Genomic DNA, 16,211 nt, shown 5'->3' with positions numbered 1-16,211 from the left:
CGGCGCGCGGGCTCAGGCGAGGTCGGTCGCCAGGGCCGGGGTGAGCGGGGTGCGGGTGGTGGTGGCGAAGCGCCAGGCCAGGAAGGCCGCGCCCGCGATCAGCAGGGGGATGAACAGGAACGCGGTGTGCGCGCCGACCTGATCGGCGACCAGGCCGAGCAGCAGCGGGCCCGCGCCGAAGCTGACCGCCATGGAGTACGACGCCACCCCGGCGGCGCGGTCGGCCTGGCCGGGCGCGGCGGCCACCGCCAGCGAGATGGCCAGCGGGTAGTGCATGGCGTTGCCGAGCCCCACGATGACCAGGCCCGCGACGGCGACCACGGCGCTGCCGGCGCCCCAGAACACGGTGAAGCCGGCCAGGCTCAGCACCAGCGCGCCCAGGTAGAGCGGGATCGACGGCAGGCGCAGCGCGATCCGCGCCCCGGCCAGCCGGCCCACGAACATGCCGCCGACGATGGCGGACATCACCGCGGTGGCCGCCCCGGCGGACAGCCCGACCTGGTCGCGCAGCACCTCGGCGGTCCACATCGACAGCACGACCTCGACCGCGCCGGTGACCGTCATCATTCCCCAGGCCAGCCAGTACGCCGGCGGCAGCGGCCGGCGCTCGCCCCGCGCACGCGGCTCGGCCACCTCGGCAGGCTGCTCGCGACCGGCCGCGACCGGCCCGGCCGTAGCATCGAGCGGCGCGCGAGCGCCTGACCCGGCGAGAACCGGCACCGGCGCCGGTGCCGGAAGGCCTGACGGGATGCGCACACCCTTGATCTTGGCAATGACCGCGACCAGGGCGATCAGGGCGACCAGCAGGGCGAGACCGGCTCGCCAGCCCAGCCCGGCGCGGATGGCTCCGCCGATGATCAGCGGGGCGGCCAGCCCGGCGGCGCAGGCGACGGCGTTGGCCTCGCTGATCGCGGCGGGACCGGCCGGTCCGTGCCGCTCGGACAGCGCGGAGACGATGCCGCCGATCGCGGCGATGCCGGCCGTCGCGACCAGGATGGTGAGCCCGATGGTCACCGCGAAGTACGCGGGCAGCAGCACGTAGCCGAGCACGCTCGCGGCGATGACGGCCTGGCAGGCCCAGAGCACGGGCCCGCGGCCGAAGCGGCGGGACAGGTGCGGGTAGAGCGCGCCGCCGGCCACCGCGCCGACCGCGATGGCGGTGCTGTGCAGCCCGGCCACGGCGGCGGAGGTGCCCTGCTCGGCGCGCAGCAGCGGCACGATCGGGCCGAAGCCGTAGTTGAAGTAGCCCCAGAGCCCCAGTTGCAGGTAGATCAACCAGGTGGCGAGGTCACGCGAAAGCCGGGGCACCTACCGAAGCTACGCTCCTTACAGGTACCCCGGCCTCGGGTTGAGACGGAGCTAACGCCGTGTTCCGGGCGGCCGGCCCGCGAGTCGGCCGCGCCGCGTCAGCGGACCGACCTGGCGAACGTCCGCGACGAGATGACCAGCGCGAGCACGGTCAGCGGGGTGAGGATCGCCAGCGCCTGCCAGACCGCGTCGTCGCCGGGGTTGCCCGCGAACAGCGCACGCACCCCGTCGGTCGCCCACTTGAACGGGTTGGCCTTGGCGACGTTCTTCAGCCACGTCGGCGCGAAGGTCAGCGGCAGGAAGATGCCGGCCAGCAGCATGATCGGCTGGATGACCGTGTTCAGCATCGGCGCCATGGCGTCCTCGCTGCGCAAGGTCAGGCCCAGCGCGTACCCGGTCGACGACAGCAGCAGCGTCATCAGGCCGATCAGCAGGTAGGCCAGCAGCGCGTCGCCGACCGCGACCCGCAGCCCGAACGGCACCGCGAGCAGGGTCACCAGCACGGCCTGGAACAGCAGCTGCACGACGTCGCGCAGCGACCGGCCGAGCAGCAGCGCGACCCGGCTGACCGGGGTGACCCGGTTGCGCTCGATCACACCGGCCCGCAGCTCGGCGATGATGCCGAACCCGGAGAAGGCGCTGAACAGGGCGACCATGACCAGCATGCCGGGCACGAAGATCCGGTATGCCTGCTCGTCGGTCATCGTCCCGCCCTGGCTGAGCGCCTGCTTCATCAGCGGTGCGAACAGCAGCAGGTAGAACATCGGCTGGATGATGCCGACGGCGACCCAGACCGGGTTGCGCAGCAGCAACAGCATCTGGCGCTGGAAGACCAGCCAGGTGTCACGAAGGAACTTCACTGCTCAGCTCTCCCTCAGGCTGCGGCCGGTCTTGGCCAGGAACACGTCGTCGAGGCTGGGGCGGTGCAGCTCGATGCCCTCGATGGCGACACCCTCGGCGTCCAGGGTGCGCAGCACGTGCGGGATGGCGCTCGCGCCGTCCTCGACGTAGAGCCGCAGCGACTGCTCGGTGGTCTCGACCTTGCGCACGTACTCGGCGTTGTCGAACAGGTCGGCGGCCTTGGCCACCTCGCGCGCGTTGACGGAGACGACGTCGCCGAGCACCTCCTGCTTGAGGTCGGCGGGCGTGCCCTCGGCCACGATCTGGCCGTGGTCCATGATCGCCAGCCGGTCGCAGAGCGCGTCGGCCTCGTCCAGGTAGTGCGTGGTGAGGAAGACGGTCATGCCCATCTCCCGCAGCTTGCGCACCTCGCCCCACATGTGGGCACGGGACTGCGGGTCCAGGCCGGTGGTCGGCTCGTCGAGGAAGACGACCTTCGGCGAGTGGATGATGCCGAGCGCGATGTCGACGCGGCGGCGCTGGCCGCCGGAGTAGGTCTTGCAGCGGCGGTCGGCGTACTCGGCGAGCTCGAAGGTGTCGAGGGCCTCGGCGGCGCGGCGCTGGGCGTCCGCTTTGGAGATGCCGTACATCCGGGCGTGCAGCACCAGCTCCTCGCGGCCGGTGGACTCGTCCCAGGTGCTGCCGCCCTGGGCGACGTAGCCGATGCGGCGGCGCACCTCGCCGGGCTCCTTGCGCAGGTCGGCACCCGCGATGACGGCGCTGCCGCCGTCGGGCTCCAGCAGGGTCGCGAGCATCCGCAGGGTGGTGGTCTTGCCGGCGCCGTTGGGGCCGAGGAAGCCGAAGATCTCGCCTTCGGCGACGCTCAGGTCGACACCGCGTACCGCCTCCACGGTCTTCGTCTCGCGACCGGCACGGGAGCGGAAGGACTTCCGCAGCCCGGAGGTCTCGATGATCATTTTTAGCTCCAAGGTCGAGGGAGACCTGGAGCGTAGGACCGTGGTCCGACAGTAGTCAAGTTTGATTAATCGGTTGCGTGATCCCGTTGCTCCAGTGCCTGTTTCCAGCGCGCCTGCAGCTCCTGCGACATATAGGGCTCACCGGACTCGATCCGCTCCGCCACCCGCTCGCACCACGCGATCTCGCCCTCGTTGCGGGCGATGCCGAGTTCGAGCATCCAGCGCACGTGGGTCGGCTTGTTCTCCGGCACCGCCCAGCCCGAGGCGATGGCCGCCCCGGCACCCTCGTTGTCCGCCCGCAGCCGCCGCGCCCGGTGCCGCAGCGCCGCCGCGACCTCCTCCCGGGGCAGCTCGGTCATCAGCGAGAACCCCGCCAGGAACGGGTCCTCCACCTCCCGCTGCTCCCACAGCGCCCCGCCGAGCAGGTCACGGAACTGCTCGTCACCCTTGACGGTCATCTCGTACCGCATCCGGGCGGGCCGGCCGCCCACCTGCTCGCTGCCGACCTCCCGCAGCGCGCCCTCGTCGGCGAGCTTCTTCAGCGCGTGATAGACCGAACCGGGCTGCACGTTGGCCCACTTGTCCGCATGCCAGCTCAGCAGCTCCCGGCGTACGTCGTAGCCGTGCACCGGCTGCAACATGCGCACCACGCCGAGGATCATCATTCGGGTCGTCGACACGGTGAACAGTGTGCGTCCGCAACGGCGATCCGGGGTATGCCACCCCCACCAGCAGTGATCTGAACGAGCGTTCATGACACAGGTCACATGGCACCTGAGCGCTCGTTAATGATCAACTCCACCGATAGACTCCGCGCAGGCCCGTTCGGGGAGGACGATGATGACGATGCTGTCCAAAGTGTTGATCGCGAACCGTGGCGAGATCGCCGTACGCGTGGCACGTGCCTGCCGCGACGCGGGCCTGGCCAGCGTCGCCGTGTACGCCGACGGCGACCGTGACGCGCTGCACGTGACCATCGCCGACGAGGCGTACGCCCTCGGCGGCGAGACCAGCGCCGACACCTACCTGCGTATCGACAAGCTGATCGAGGTGGCCCAGCGCTCCGGCGCGGACGCGGTGCACCCCGGCTACGGCTTCCTGTCCGAGAACGCCGCGTTCGCCGAGGCCGTCATCGAAGCGGGCCTCACCTGGATCGGGCCCTCCCCGCAGGCCATCCGCGACCTCGGTGACAAGGTCACCGCCCGGCACATCGCGCAGCGCGCCGGCGCGCCGCTGGTGCCCGGCACACCCGACCCCGTCAAGCACGCCGACGAGATCGTCGCCTTCGCCCGGGAGTACGGCCTGCCCGTCGCCATCAAGGCGGCGTTCGGCGGCGGCGGCCGCGGCCTCAAGGTCGCCCGCACCCTGGACGAGATCCCCGAGCTGTTCGACTCGGCCACCCGCGAGGCCGTCGCCGCGTTCGGCCGAGGCGAGTGCTTCGTCGAGCGCTACCTCGACCGGCCCCGCCACGTCGAGGCGCAGGTACTGGCCGACCAGCACGGCAACGTCATCGTCGTCGGCACCCGCGACTGCTCGCTGCAGCGCCGCCACCAGAAGCTGGTCGAGGAGGCCCCGGCCCCGTTCCTGACCGAGGTGCAGCGCGCGGCCATTCACGACTCCGCGAAGGCGATCTGCCGCGAGGCCGGATACCACGGCGCGGGCACGGTCGAATACCTCGTGGGCGTGGACGGCACCATCTCCTTCCTGGAGGTCAACACCCGGCTCCAGGTCGAACACCCGGTCACCGAGGAGACCTCCGGCATCGACCTGGTCCGCGAGCAGTTCCGCATCGCCGCGGGCGAGAAGCTGCGCCTGGCCGACGACCCCGCCCCGCGCGGCCACTCGATCGAATTCCGCATCAACGGCGAGGACCCGGGCCGCAACTTCCTGCCCGCCCCCGGCCTGATCACCAAGATGCACCTGCCCGGCGGCCCCGGCGTACGCGTGGACACCGGTTTCGAGACCGGCAACGCGATCAGCGGCAACTTCGACTCACTCCTCGCCAAGGTGATCATCACCGGCGAGAACCGCACCGAGGCCCTGGAGCGGGCCCGCCGCGCCCTGGACGAGATGGTCGTCGAGGGCATGGCCACCGCCCTGCCGTTCCACCGCGCCATCGTGCGCGACCCGGCCTTCGTCGAGTTCACCGTGCACACCCGGTGGATCGAGACGGAGTGGAACAACACCGTGCCGCCCTTCACCCAGGCTGCCACCGCCGACGACGAAGCCGGCGACCGGCAGACCGTCGTGGTCGAGGTCGGCGGCAAGCGCCTGGAAGTGTCACTCCCCGCATCCTTCGGGGGTACGGCCGTGGCCGCGCCCGCCGGAGCGGGACGTCCCGCCAAGCGGGCCGGCGGCAAGCGCGGCGCGAACGTGGCCGCCGGTGGCGACGCGCTGACCGCCCCCATGCAGGGCACCATCGTCAAGCTCGCGGTCGCCGACGGCGACACCGTGGCCGAGGGCGACACCGTCGTGGTCCTGGAGGCCATGAAGATGGAACAACCCCTCACCGCCCACAAATCCGGCGTGATCACCGGCCTGACCGCCGCCATAGGCGAGGTAGTCCAATCCGGCACCACCCTCTGCGAGATCAAGTAACCCACCACCCGCGCAACTCTTAAAGAGTCGCGGCCTCGGGGACGCCCTGAGGCCGCGACTCTTTAAGAGTTGCGAGCGGAGAACCCGCGCCTGTCACCAGGACGTGGGCAGGGGCATGCCTTCGGTGTAACCCGCGGTGGACTGGACGCCGATGAGGGCTCGGGCGTGGAACTCGTCGAGGGTCTTGGCGCCGGCGTAGGTGCAGGCGCTGCGGACGCCGGCGACGATCTCGTCGATGACGTCCTCGACGCCGGGGCGGGCCGGGTCCAGGTACATCTTGGCGGTGGAGATGCCCTCCTCGAAGACGGCCTTGCGAGCCCGGTCGAACGCCGAATCCTCAGCGGTGCGCGCGCTGACCGCCCGCGCCGAGGCCATGCCGAAGTTCTCCTTGTAGCGCCGCCCGTCCGGGTCGGTGTACAGATCGCCGGGCGACTCGTAGGTGCCCGCCAGCCACGAGCCGATCATCACGTTCGCCGCGCCCGCGGCCAGGGCCAGGGCCACATCCCGGGGATGGCGTACGCCGCCGTCGGCCCACACGTGCCGGCCCAGCTCACGCGCCGCCGCCGCGCACTCCAGCACAGCCGAGAACTGGGGTCGCCCGACGCCCGTCATCATCCGCGTGGTGCACATCGCGCCGGGGCCGACGCCGACCTTGATGATGTCCGCACCCGCGTCCACCAGGTCGCGCACCCCTTCGGCGGTCACCACGTTGCCCGCCACGATCGGCACCTGCGGGTCCACCGAGCGCACCGCGCGCAGCGCGTTGATCATGCGTTCCTGGTGGCCGTGCGCGGTGTCCACCACGAGTACGTCCACTCCGCCCGCCAGCAGTTCGGCGGCCTTGCCGGCGACGTCGCCGTTGATGCCGATCGCCGCCGCGACCCGCAGCCGCCCCTTCTCGTCCAGCGCCGGGGTGTACAGCGTCGCCCGCAGCGCGCCCTGCCGGGTGGTGATCCCGGCGAGCCGGCCTTCATGGTCGACGACCGGGGCGACCTTGCGCCGCCCCTGGTTGAGGATGTCGAACGCCTCGCGCGGGCTGGCTGTGGCCGGCACGGTCAGCAGCTCGGTCGACATCACGTCGCGCACCTGCGAGAACCGGTCCACGCCCGTGGTGTCGGACTCGGTGACCAGCCCGAGCGGTCGGCCCTGCTCGTCGACGACCACCACCGCGCCGTGCGCCCGCTTGGGCAGCAGGTGGATGGCATCGCCCACGGTCTCGTGCGGGCGCAGCGTGATGGCCGTGTCGTGCACCAGGTGCCGCTGCTTCACCCAGCCGATCACCTCGGTCACCACGGCGCTCGGGATGTCCTGCGGGATCACCGCCAGGCCGCCGCGCCGTGACACCGTCTCGGCCATGCGCCGCCCGGCGATCGCGGTCATGTTCGCCACCACGATCGGGATGGTGCACCCGGTCCCGTCGGCGGTGGACAGGTCCACCTCCATGCGCGAGCCGACCTCGGAGCGGCTCGGCGCCATGAAGGCGTCGCTGTAGGTCAGATCGTGCGCAGGTTGCGCACCGGACAGGAACCGCATGAGGCCATCTTCACCCATCAACCGGGCACGCCGTGGCCGACCTCCGGATCACCGCACCCGGGTCAGGGTGACCTCCACAGACTGGCCGGTGTTGGAGGGGCCCGCGTAGACGCCCTTGAGCGGGGGCACGTCGCCGTAGTCGCGGCCGCGGCCGACCACCACGTGGCGCTCCCCGACCGGCACACCGTTCGTCGGGTCGTAGGCGTGCCACTCCCCCGACCACCACTCCACCCAGGCGTGGCTCTGCCCGGTCACCGGCTTGCCCAGCGGCGCGTTCGGGGTGGGGTGCAGGTAGCCGGAGACGTACCGGGCGGGCAGGCCCATAGCCCGCAGCAGCGCCACGGACAGGTGCGAGATGTCCTGGCACACGCCCTGCTTCTGCCGCCACACGTGCACCGCGTCGGTCATCACCCCGGTCGCGCCCGGGGTGTACTCCACCTCCCGCCGGACCAGGTCGAACACGGCCAGCGCCGCCTCGTCCGGCCCGTGCGCGGCGCGCAGCTCCGCGGCGAGCGCGCCCAGCTCCGCGTCGAGCGCGGTACGCGGGGTCGGCAGCAGCAGCTCCTGCCAGCGGTCGACGTCGTCCGGGTCGGTCAGCTCCGCCCAACCGGGCCCGTCGGTGCGCAGCGCGGCGGGGCCGGAGGTCTCCACGGTCGAGTCGGCGATGACCTCCAGCACCTCGTGCGCCACCTGGACGTCGAACGACGTCACCGTCGTTCCCCAGTAGTCCTGGTACCGATAGGTGCGCGCGGTGGGCCACACGCTGACCCGGTCGTCGAGCACCGTCTGCCGCGCCTCCGAGCTGGGCGACATCCGCGCCTCGTTGTACGACGACGCCACCGGCCCGCCGTACTGAAAACCGGTCCGGTGCCGAATCTGCAACCGCCACCCGGGTCCCGAGATCGTCATGCCCTCTCCTCCCCGCGCTTCGCACCGCGGCGGCCCGCCCACCTGGCGCAACTCTGAAAGACATGCGCTCTGATCGTGTCCTGAAGGCCGCGACTCTTTAAGAGTTGCGGCAGAGGGGGGTGCGTCATGCGACGGCTCCGGCCTGCCAGTGGACGGCGGCGGTCTGGCGGAAGTAGCGGGCGGAGACCGCGTCGTTGACCTGGGAGCAGGTGCGTTCCAGGCCGGACAGGACCGGGCCGAGGTCGGCGAGGAGGTCGTCGGGGGCGCGGTAGGCCAGGTCGGTGCGGGCGCGGCCGAGGATGCGCTGGGCGTCGGTGCCCACGCCGACCCGGCCGGTGCGGGTGGTGCCGCCGCCCGGCTCCAGCTCGGCCAGGCAGGACTCAGCGGTGACCAGCGCAGCCAGGATCGAGCGCGGGAAGAGCCGGTCGAGCAGCAGGAATTCGGCGGCGTGCCGGTCGCTGAGCGACCCGCGGTAGGTGCGCAGGTAGGTCTCCCACGCCCCGCACGAGCGCAGCAGGGTCAGCCAGTTCGGGATGCTGCCGCCGGCCCGGGTGTGCGTGGACAGCAGCCGGGCGGTCATGTCGACCCGTTCCACGCTGCGGCCCAGCACCAGGAACAGCCAGCCCTCGTCGCGGCTCATCGTGGCGTCGGCGAGCCCGGCCAGCACCGAGCAGCGTTCGCGTACCCAGGTGAAGAACTGGTGCACGCCGCCCTCCTCGATGCGGCGGCGCGATCCGGCCAGGCCGAGCCAGGTGGTGTTGAGGCACTCCCACATCTCCGCGCTGACCGTCTCGCGGGCGCCGCGGGCGTTCTCCCGGGCCGCGGCCAGCGCGCCCAGCACCGAGCTGGTGCTGGTCAGGTCGAGGCCGAGGCGTTCCACCACGCCGGGCAGGCTGGCGCTCTCCTGCTCGCCGATCGGCAGGCCCATGACCGCGAGCAGTGACCGGCAGGCCTGCTCCTCGTCGGTCCACGGGTCCTGCAGCATGCGGTGCAGGTGTACGTCGAGGATGCGGGCGGTGTCCTCGGCGCGCTCGACGTAGCGGCCGATCCAATAGAGCGACTCGGCGATCCGGCTCAGCATTGAACCCTCCCGTCGGCTCGTGCCTGTTGCTGCTGTTGCTGCTGCTGGCCATGCCCGGACTGGCCGGGTCCAGGGTCGGGGCGGCGCGGCGAGGGGATCACCGCGACCTCGTCGGGGAACGGGTCCTGCTGCCATTCCTCGGCCGGGGCGCCCGGCTCGGGCAGCACCCAGGTGTCCTTGGAACCGCCGCCCTGGCTGGAGTTGACCACCAGCGCGCCTTCGGGCAGCGCCACCCGGGTCAGCCCGCCGGGCAGCACCCGGACCTGGTTGCCGTCGTTGACCGCGAACGGCCGCAGGTCCACGTGCCGCGGCCGGAGCCGGTCCTCGATCAGCGTCGGCACCATGGACAGCTTCACCTCGCGCTGGGCGATCCACCCGCGCGGGTCGAGCTGGATGCGCTGGCGTACGTGCTCCAGTTGCTCCTCGGTGGCCTGCGAGCCGATCACGATGCCCGCGCCGCCGGACCCGTCGACCGGCTTGAGCACCAGGTCGTCCAGCCGGCTCAGCACGTAGGTGCGCACGTCGGGGTCGTCGAGGCGGTAGGTCTCCACGTTGGACAGCAGTGGTTCCTCATTCAGGTAGTAGCGGATCAGATCCGGCACGTACGTGTAGAGCAGCTTGTCGTCGGCGACGCCGTTGCCGATCGCGTTGGCGATGGTGACGTTGCCCGCCCGCGCCGCGTTGAGCAGGCCCGCGCAGCCGAGCATCGAGTCGGCCCGGAAGTGCACCGGGTCCAGGAACTCGTCGTCGATGCGCCGGTAGATGACGTCGACCCGCTGCTCGCCCGCGGTGGTGCGCATCGCCACCTCGTTGCCGGCACAGACGAGATCACGCCCCTCGACCAGCTCGACGCCCATCTCCCGGGCCAGCAGCGCGTGCTCGAAGTAGGCCGAGTTGTGCACGCCGGGGGTGAGCACCACCACGGTCGGATCGTCCACTCCGGCCGGTGCCGACGCGCGCAGCGCCTGCAAGAGCATGCCGGGGTACGACTCCACGGGCCGCACCCGCGTCTGCGCGAACACCTCGGGCAGCACGTGCGCCATGGCACGCCGGTTCTCCATCACGTAGCTGACCCCGGACGGGGTGCGCACGTTGTCCTCCAGCACCCGGAACTCGCCCGCCTCGTCGCGGATCAGGTCGACCCCGGCGACGTGCACGCGCACCCCGTTCGGCGGGACGATGCCGGCCGCCTCCCGGTGGAAGTGGGCGCTGGTCACGATGATGCGCCGGGGCACGATGCCGTCGCGCAGCGCGTTGCCCTCGCCGTACACGTCGGCCAGGAACGCCTCCAGGGCGCGCACCCGCTGGGCGACCCCGGCCTCGACCTGCCGCCACTGCTCGGCGGCGATGATGCGGGGCACGATGTCCAGCGGGAACGGGCGCTCGACACCCTTGAGGGCGAACGTGATGCCCTGGTCGAGGAAGGCTCTGGCCAGCACCTCGGCCCGGATCCTCAGCTCGCTGCCGGCCAGCGGGCGCAGCGTCGCGTGCAGCGCCTCGTAGGTCGGCCGGGGCTCGCCGGGAACGCCGAACATCTCGTCCCAGCCGGGACCGAGCGGGTAATCCTCGAAAAGGTCCGCCATGTCCCGACGCTACGCGGATCGCGTTGCGATTGCGTAAACGATGTGAGATGTGGGACGGGTCCCTTTAGGACGGTTAGGGCATGATCGCTGTTTCGTGTCAGAACCTCTGGTCAGACCTCAGGTTCTGACACGAAAAAGCGATCATGGGCTACTCGACGTCGTGCTGCATCAGCTGGCGGGCGGCTTCGGCCAGGCTGCCGCTGAGTGACGGGTAGATGGTGATGGTGTGGGCGAGCTGGTCCACCGTCATGTGGTTCTCGACGGCCATGGTCAGCGGCATGATCAGCTCGCTGGCGCGCGGGGCGACGACGACGCCGCCGACCACGATGCCGCTGGCCGGGCGGCAGAACAGCTTGATGAAGCCGTCGTCGAGACCGGCCATCTTGGCGCGGGCGTTGCCGGCCAGCGGCAGCATGACCTGCCGGGCCGGGACCTTGCCGCTGTCCACGTCCGCCTGCGAGACGCCGACCGTGGCCAGCTCCGGGTCGGTGAAGACGTTCGCGGCGACCGTGCGCAGCCGCAGCGGGGCCACCGCCTCGCCGAGCGCGTGCCACATCGCGATCCGGCCCTGCATGGCCGCGACGCTGGCCAGCGGGAGCACGCCGGTGCAGTCGCCGGCGGCGTACACCCCGGGCACGTTGGTGCGCGACACCCGGTCGACCGTGACGTAACCGCCGGGACCAACGTTGACGCCGTACTCGGTGAGACCGAGGTCGGCGGTATTGGGGATGGAACCGACCGCCATCAGCGCGTGCGAGCCGGTGACCACCCGACCGTCGGACAGGGTCACCTCGACGCCGTCGCCGACCCGCTTGACCGCGTCGGCCCGCGAGTTGTTCAGGATGGTCATGCCGCGGGCCCGGAACACCCGCTCGATAGCCATCGCCGCGTCGGCGTCCTCGTGCGGCATGACCCGGTCGCGGGACGACACCAGGGTGACCGGCACCCCGATGGCCAGGTAGGACGAGGCGAACTCGGCGCCGGTGACACCGGAGCCGATGACGATCAAATGCTCGGGCAGCGCGGGCAGGTCGTAGATCTGGCGCCAGGTCAGGATGCGCTCGCCGTCGGGCACCGCGGACGGCAGGCGGCGCGGCGTCGCACCGGTCGCGATCAGCACCGTGCCCGCGTCGATGGCGTACTCGGCGTCGCCGTCGGCCGGGCGCACCCGCACCCGGTGGGTGTGGCCGAGGGTGTCGTCACCCATCTTGGCGGTGCCCTTGACCAGGGTGACCCCGGCCTTGATCAGCTTGGCGTGGATGTCGCCGGACTGCGCCAGGGCCAGCCGCTTGACCCGGCCGTGCACCGCGGCGGCGTCGACGGTGACGGTCCCCGGGCCCTCGGAGTGGACGCCGAACTCCTCGTTGTCGCGATAGCTCGTCACGACCTCGGAGCTGGCGATGAAGGTCTTGGACGGGACGCAGTCGTGCAGCACGCAGGCGCCGCCGGCGCCGTCCGCTTCCACGACCGTGACGTCCGCGTCGAGCTGCGCGGCGACGAGCGCCGCCTCGTATCCGGCGGGGCCGCCACCGATGATCACAATCCGACTCACGGTGTCATTCTTCCCTACCCGGCAAGTCCGCCAGGCGCGGATGCGACCCGGCTCACGCTCACCCAGCGTGCCCGAAAAGACACCGAGTGGTCCGACACGCACGGGCGTATTCTCAGCAAGCCGTCCGGGCGGCTATCGTCATCGCCGTGCGTCATTACGCAGCGTACGGCTCGAACCTGGACCCAGCCCGCATGCGGGCCTACTGTCCGCACTCGCCTATGGTCGGGACCGGCTGGCTCGAAGATTGGCGGCTGACCTTCGCAGGCGAGGACGAGGTCGGCTGGGAAGGCGCGGTCACCACGATCGTCGAATCGCCCGGAGACCGGATCTTCGTGGCGCTCTACGACGTGCACCCGTGGGACGAGGCGGCACTCGACGAGGTCGAGGGCGCGAACGCGGGCACCTACACCAAGCTGCAGCTGCGGGTCGCGACACTCGACGGCAGCGCGCTGGCCTACGTGTACGTCTTCCACGGGTACGAGGGCGGCCTGCCGACCGCCTGGTACCTGTCGGAGATCGCGAACGCGGCGGAGAAGGCGGGCGCGCCCGACGACTACGTCGCCGCACTGCGCGCCCGGCCCACCCGCACCGTCCGGCCCTAGCCCAGGGCCGCCCGCTCGTAGATGTTGGCCTGGTAGGCCGCCCGCATGCCGACGCCGGTGTAGAGCCGGACGGCCTCGGTCGGGTTCGCCAGGTCGACCCCGAGCCCGGCGGAGACCCGGCCGTTGGCCAGGTAGCGCGCGAACGCGGCGGCCAGCAGCGCCCGGCCCACCCCGCGCTTGCGGAACTCGGCGCGCACCGCCAGGTGCTTCACCCAGCCCTCGTCGACGGCCTCGCTCTGCTCCGAGGACTGCAGGATGCCGGCCATGGTCCCGTCCACCTCGGCGACGAACCACTCGTCCAGGCGTACCCGGTGCCCGTCCAGGAAGCGCTCGCGCCACCGGTCGTAGCCGGTCGGCTGGTAGTCGGGGGTGTCCCGGAACGCCACATCGAGGACCTCGAAGAACTCGGCCATGTCCGCCTCCCGCACCGGGCGCACGGTCACGCCGGGCACCGGGTCGACCGCCGGGGCGGGCAGGTCCAACTGCATGCGGGCGTACTGCTTGACGAACTCGAAGCCCGCCGCCGTCAGCGACTCGATCCACGGCAGCTCGACCGGGATCGCCCCGGCCCGCACCGTGCCCTCGCCGCCGCGCTCGTGTGCCCGGCGGGCCGCCTCGGCCAGCATCCGGGCCAGCAGCGGCCGCATCGCGGGGCGGCCGCCCTCGGGGTGCACGTACACCTCCAGGAAGTCGCGCGGTGCGGTGCCCGGGTTCTCCAGGTAGCCCCAGCCCGCGATCGCGCCCGCGGCGGTGACCGCCACCGTGCTGTACGGCCCCGCCAGCGCCTCGGCGACGTCCTCCGGGGCGAAGTCGGCGAAGCCGACCGCGGTCATGTCACTCGCGTGCACGAGCGCCAGCAGGTCACCGGCATCCTCGTCACGCGTGGGCCGGAAAGACCAGCCCTCGGGAAGTTCGTCGTCGCTCACGCCGCCATCCTGACAACCCGCCCCACCAGATCACCACCGGATTAGCCGCGGCCGCGTGAGCGGCCAAGATCGCCCGACTTGCCCGGCAGGTGGGCGAATGCGAGCTCAAGATACGCACAGGTGCCGGGCAAGTCGGACGATCATGAGCGGGACGGCGCGGCGGGATCAGCGGCGGCGGGGGTAGACGGTGCGGGTGGTGTCCCTGAGGAGGGTGACCAGTTCGCCGCGCTCGGCGGGGGTGAAGTTCTGCACGGCCTGGCCGCTGATGCGGTCGGCCACCGCGTCGGCCCAGGCACGGCGGCGCAGCAGCGGAGCGACCGGCGGGTACGGCGGCTGCCAGCCGAACGCGACCGCCGCCGCCTCACCCTCAGGCCCGGCGATCAGCGCCTCCATCGGGCTCAGCCCGCTGGACCGCACCCCGAGCAGCAGGGCCCCTGCCCGGTGCTCGCGCAGCAGGTGCAGCGCGACGGCGGCGCGGGCCCCGGGCCCGTCCCCGGGCACCGGCATCGCCCGCCACGCGGCGAACAGCGGCAGGCCGGACCCGTCGGCGGCGAGCACCGCCTTCTCGGTCAGCTCGACCAGGCGGTCCACCTTGGGCACGTCGTCGAGGTGCTCGCTGCCCCAGCGGCAGCACTCGGCCAGCAGGTGGGCCGCGACCTCGCGGGGCGACAGGGCGCGGCGGGCCGCGTCCCAGCCGTCGCGCACCGCCTCCGGCGTGATCAGGCCCAGCGCCGCGGCGACGGTGTCCGGGCGCACGTCGCCCAGCGCACCGCCCCGCCCGGCGACGTAGCAGGCCCAGCCGGTGAGGCCGAGTTCGCGGGCGCGGCGCAGGGTCCGGGGGCATTCGAGGAACGCGCCGCCGAGCCGGTTCACCGCATCGGCCGCCATCGCCGCGGTCTGCATGGGCGTCGCCGTCAAGGGGGGTGTCACATGTGGATTGTGCCGTGCCGGACGCGCCGGGTCAGCCCCCCGGAAAGCGGGTGCGACGTGGGCCCGGCCGCCCTACGCTGGCCCGCGTTGCATACACCCTCGTCGAAAGCGTGGTGCGCAGTGCGCGCGGACATGTACTTCTCGGTCGACGTCGAGGCCGACGGCCCGATCCCGGGGCCGTACTCGATGCTGAGCTTCGGCGCGGCGGTGGCCGGGACCAGGGGCGAGGAGTTCGAGCGGACGGATCCGACCGCGGCGACGTTCTACCGCGAGCTACGGCCGATCAGCGACGAGTTCGTGCCGGCGGCGCTGGAGGTGTCCGGGCTGGACCGGGTCGCGCTGCAGCGCGAGGGGGCCGACCCGGCAGTGGCGATGCGCGAGTTCAGCCGATGGGTGACCGCGACCGCGGGCGAGTTCCGCCCGGTGTTCGTCGCGTATCCGGCCAGCTTCGACTGGATGTTCGTGTACTGGTACCTGATCCGGTTCACCGGCGCGAGCGTGTTCGGGCACTCCGGCTGCCTGGACGTGAAGACGGCGTACGCGATCCGGGCGGACGTGCTGTTCGGCGCGGCGCACAAGCGCGCGATGCCCCGGCACCTGCTGTCGACACGGCGGCACACCCACCACGCCCTCGACGACGCGGTCGAGCAGGCCGACCTGTTCGCGAACCTGATGACCTGGCAACCCTAGAGGTCCACGGACGCCCCCGGGGCGAGCCGGGCGTATTCGGCGCCCGACCGGGCCGTCATGAGGGCGTCGGTCAGGGTGAGCCCGTTGTCCGAGAGCAGGCTGTCGTGCAGCGCGTACGCCCGCTGCGGCTGGACCGCGCGGACGAACTCGATCGACTCGGCGATCTTCAGCCAGGGCGCGGAGACCGGCACGAACAGCGTCTGCACGGTCGCGCCCGCGGGCACGTCGAACGAGTCCCCGGGGTGGTAGAGCGACTCGTTGATCAGGAAGCCCAGGTTCGCCACCTGCGGGATGTCCGGGTGGATCACGGCGTGCAGCCCGCCGTAGGCGCGTACCAGCAGGGTGGCCGCGGTGAACGCGTGCCCGGAGGTCACCGGGACCGCCGCGCCCTCCCACTGGGCGGAGAACTTGTCCACCACGTCCGGGTGCGCGTAGATCGCGGTGGAGGGCCGTTTGGCCAGCGCGTCGGCCAGCCGGTCGGCGTCCACGTGGTCGGCGTGCTCGTGGGTGAGCAGCACCGCGTCGACCCCGTCGAGGGCGCGCTCCGACTCGCTCCATACCCCCGGATCGATCACCACGACCGCGTCGTCGTGCTCGATACGCAGGCAGGAGTGCGAGAACTTCGTCACCCGCATCGGTGGCCGCCTTTCGGTGTCCGTTCGGAACCGTGTCCCGACTGTCG

General features: G+C 71.9%; 15 protein-coding genes. 3 read left to right on the top strand and 12 right to left on the bottom strand.

The features are described from left to right. Positions 1 to 12: 12 nt before the first annotated feature. The 4 genes from F6W97_RS32240 to F6W97_RS32225 form a co-directional block, all read right to left on the bottom strand. The gene (locus F6W97_RS32240; RefSeq protein WP_155374329.1) at positions 13 to 1,308 is read right to left on the bottom strand and encodes an MFS transporter; all 1,296 of its coding nucleotides are present in this window, start codon (positions 1,306 to 1,308) and stop codon (positions 13 to 15) included. A gap of 98 nt (positions 1,309 to 1,406) precedes the next feature. Beyond that, positions 1,407 to 2,168 (bottom strand): ABC transporter permease, encoded by a 762-nt coding sequence (locus F6W97_RS32235; RefSeq protein ID WP_155374328.1) that lies wholly within the window; start codon positions 2,166 to 2,168, stop codon positions 1,407 to 1,409. Between the two features lie 3 nt (positions 2,169 to 2,171). Next, positions 2,172 to 3,122, bottom strand: coding sequence for an ATP-binding cassette domain-containing protein (locus F6W97_RS32230; RefSeq protein ID WP_155374503.1), 951 nt, complete (start codon positions 3,120 to 3,122; stop codon positions 2,172 to 2,174). Between the two features lie 68 nt (positions 3,123 to 3,190). Continuing rightward, the gene (locus tag F6W97_RS32225; RefSeq protein ID WP_230687153.1) at positions 3,191 to 3,805 is read right to left on the bottom strand and encodes a PadR family transcriptional regulator; all 615 of its coding nucleotides are present in this window, start codon (positions 3,803 to 3,805) and stop codon (positions 3,191 to 3,193) included. A 169-nt stretch (positions 3,806 to 3,974) separates the two neighbouring features. Between F6W97_RS32225 and F6W97_RS32220 the strand changes: the two genes are divergently transcribed. Further along, positions 3,975 to 5,723 carry an acetyl/propionyl/methylcrotonyl-CoA carboxylase subunit alpha gene (locus F6W97_RS32220; protein ID WP_155374501.1) on the top strand — a complete coding sequence of 583 codons (1,749 nt, stop codon included), beginning with the start codon at positions 3,975 to 3,977 and terminating at the stop codon, positions 5,721 to 5,723. A 93-nt stretch (positions 5,724 to 5,816) separates the two neighbouring features. Here F6W97_RS32220 and F6W97_RS32215 read toward each other — a convergent pair whose 3' ends face one another. The 5 genes from F6W97_RS32215 to F6W97_RS32195 all read right to left on the bottom strand — a co-directional run bounded on the left by F6W97_RS32215 (position 5,817) and on the right by F6W97_RS32195 (position 12,381). Then, complete coding sequence (locus F6W97_RS32215; protein ID WP_155374327.1) at positions 5,817 to 7,256, bottom strand: GuaB1 family IMP dehydrogenase-related protein; 1,440 nt, start codon at positions 7,254 to 7,256, stop codon at positions 5,817 to 5,819. A gap of 48 nt (positions 7,257 to 7,304) precedes the next feature. Next, positions 7,305 to 8,165 (bottom strand): transglutaminase family protein, encoded by an 861-nt coding sequence (locus tag F6W97_RS32210; protein WP_155374326.1) that lies wholly within the window; start codon positions 8,163 to 8,165, stop codon positions 7,305 to 7,307. A 124-nt stretch (positions 8,166 to 8,289) separates the two neighbouring features. Next, a complete protein-coding gene (locus F6W97_RS32205) occupies positions 8,290 to 9,246 on the bottom strand; it encodes an alpha-E domain-containing protein (protein WP_155374325.1) in 957 nt (318 codons plus the stop codon). Next, positions 9,240 to 10,829: a circularly permuted type 2 ATP-grasp protein gene (locus F6W97_RS32200; protein ID WP_155374324.1), complete on the bottom strand. Its 1,590-nt coding sequence runs from the start codon at positions 10,827 to 10,829 to the stop codon at positions 9,240 to 9,242. The genes F6W97_RS32205 and F6W97_RS32200 overlap by 7 nt, the downstream gene beginning before the upstream one ends. Before the next feature lie 148 nt (positions 10,830 to 10,977). Further along, entirely contained in the window at positions 10,978 to 12,381 is a 1,404-nt protein-coding gene (locus tag F6W97_RS32195; protein WP_155374323.1) for an NAD(P)H-quinone dehydrogenase, read from the bottom strand. Between the two features lie 146 nt (positions 12,382 to 12,527). Between F6W97_RS32195 and F6W97_RS32190 the strand changes: the two genes are divergently transcribed. Further along, the gene (locus F6W97_RS32190; RefSeq protein ID WP_120318058.1) at positions 12,528 to 12,983 is read left to right on the top strand and encodes a gamma-glutamylcyclotransferase family protein; all 456 of its coding nucleotides are present in this window, start codon (positions 12,528 to 12,530) and stop codon (positions 12,981 to 12,983) included. Here the strand turns inward: F6W97_RS32190 and F6W97_RS32185 are convergent. Then, entirely contained in the window at positions 12,980 to 13,909 is a 930-nt protein-coding gene (locus F6W97_RS32185; protein ID WP_230687152.1) for a GNAT family N-acetyltransferase, read from the bottom strand. The two genes, F6W97_RS32190 and F6W97_RS32185, sit on opposite strands and share 4 nt — an antisense overlap. Positions 13,910 to 14,074: 165 nt before the next feature. After that, positions 14,075 to 14,812, bottom strand: a complete 738-nt coding sequence (locus F6W97_RS32180; RefSeq protein WP_155374499.1) for an SCO6745 family protein — start codon at positions 14,810 to 14,812, stop codon at positions 14,075 to 14,077. Between the two features lie 147 nt (positions 14,813 to 14,959). Here F6W97_RS32180 and F6W97_RS32175 point away from each other — a divergent pair, with 147 nt between their 5' ends. After that, a complete protein-coding gene (locus F6W97_RS32175; RefSeq protein WP_230687151.1) occupies positions 14,960 to 15,529 on the top strand; it encodes a 3'-5' exonuclease family protein in 570 nt (189 codons plus the stop codon). On the opposite strand, the gene F6W97_RS32170 is transcribed toward F6W97_RS32175, so the two are convergent. After that, on the bottom strand, positions 15,526 to 16,164 hold the full coding sequence (locus F6W97_RS32170) for an MBL fold metallo-hydrolase (RefSeq protein WP_155374322.1): 639 nt from the start codon (positions 16,162 to 16,164) through the stop codon (positions 15,526 to 15,528). The genes F6W97_RS32175 and F6W97_RS32170 overlap by 4 nt on opposite strands. Between the last annotated feature and the right edge of the window lie 47 nt (positions 16,165 to 16,211).

The organism is Catellatospora vulcania (genome assembly GCF_009720385.1).
GTDB lineage: Bacteria > Actinomycetota > Actinomycetes > Mycobacteriales > Micromonosporaceae > Catellatospora > Catellatospora vulcania.
The sequence above is the reverse complement of the archived record's forward strand: the minus strand, read 5'-3'. Positions and strand labels throughout refer to the sequence as shown.

Bases quoted from the DNA above. Each gene is read 5' to 3' on its own strand.
- F6W97_RS32180 (WP_155374499.1), bottom strand. From the start codon at position 14,812: ATGCAGACCGCGGCGATGGCGGCCGATGCGGTGAACCGGCTCGGCGGC.
- F6W97_RS32215 (WP_155374327.1), bottom strand. From the start codon at position 7,256: ATGCGGTTCCTGTCCGGTGCGCAACCTGCGCACGATCTGACCTACAGC.
- F6W97_RS32200 (WP_155374324.1), bottom strand. From the start codon at position 10,829: ATGGCGGACCTTTTCGAGGATTACCCGCTCGGTCCCGGCTGGGACGAG.
- F6W97_RS32205 (WP_155374325.1), bottom strand. From the start codon at position 9,246: ATGCTGAGCCGGATCGCCGAGTCGCTCTATTGGATCGGCCGCTACGTC.
- F6W97_RS32170 (WP_155374322.1), bottom strand. From the start codon at position 16,164: ATGCGGGTGACGAAGTTCTCGCACTCCTGCCTGCGTATCGAGCACGAC.
- F6W97_RS32210 (WP_155374326.1), bottom strand. From the start codon at position 8,165: ATGACGATCTCGGGACCCGGGTGGCGGTTGCAGATTCGGCACCGGACC.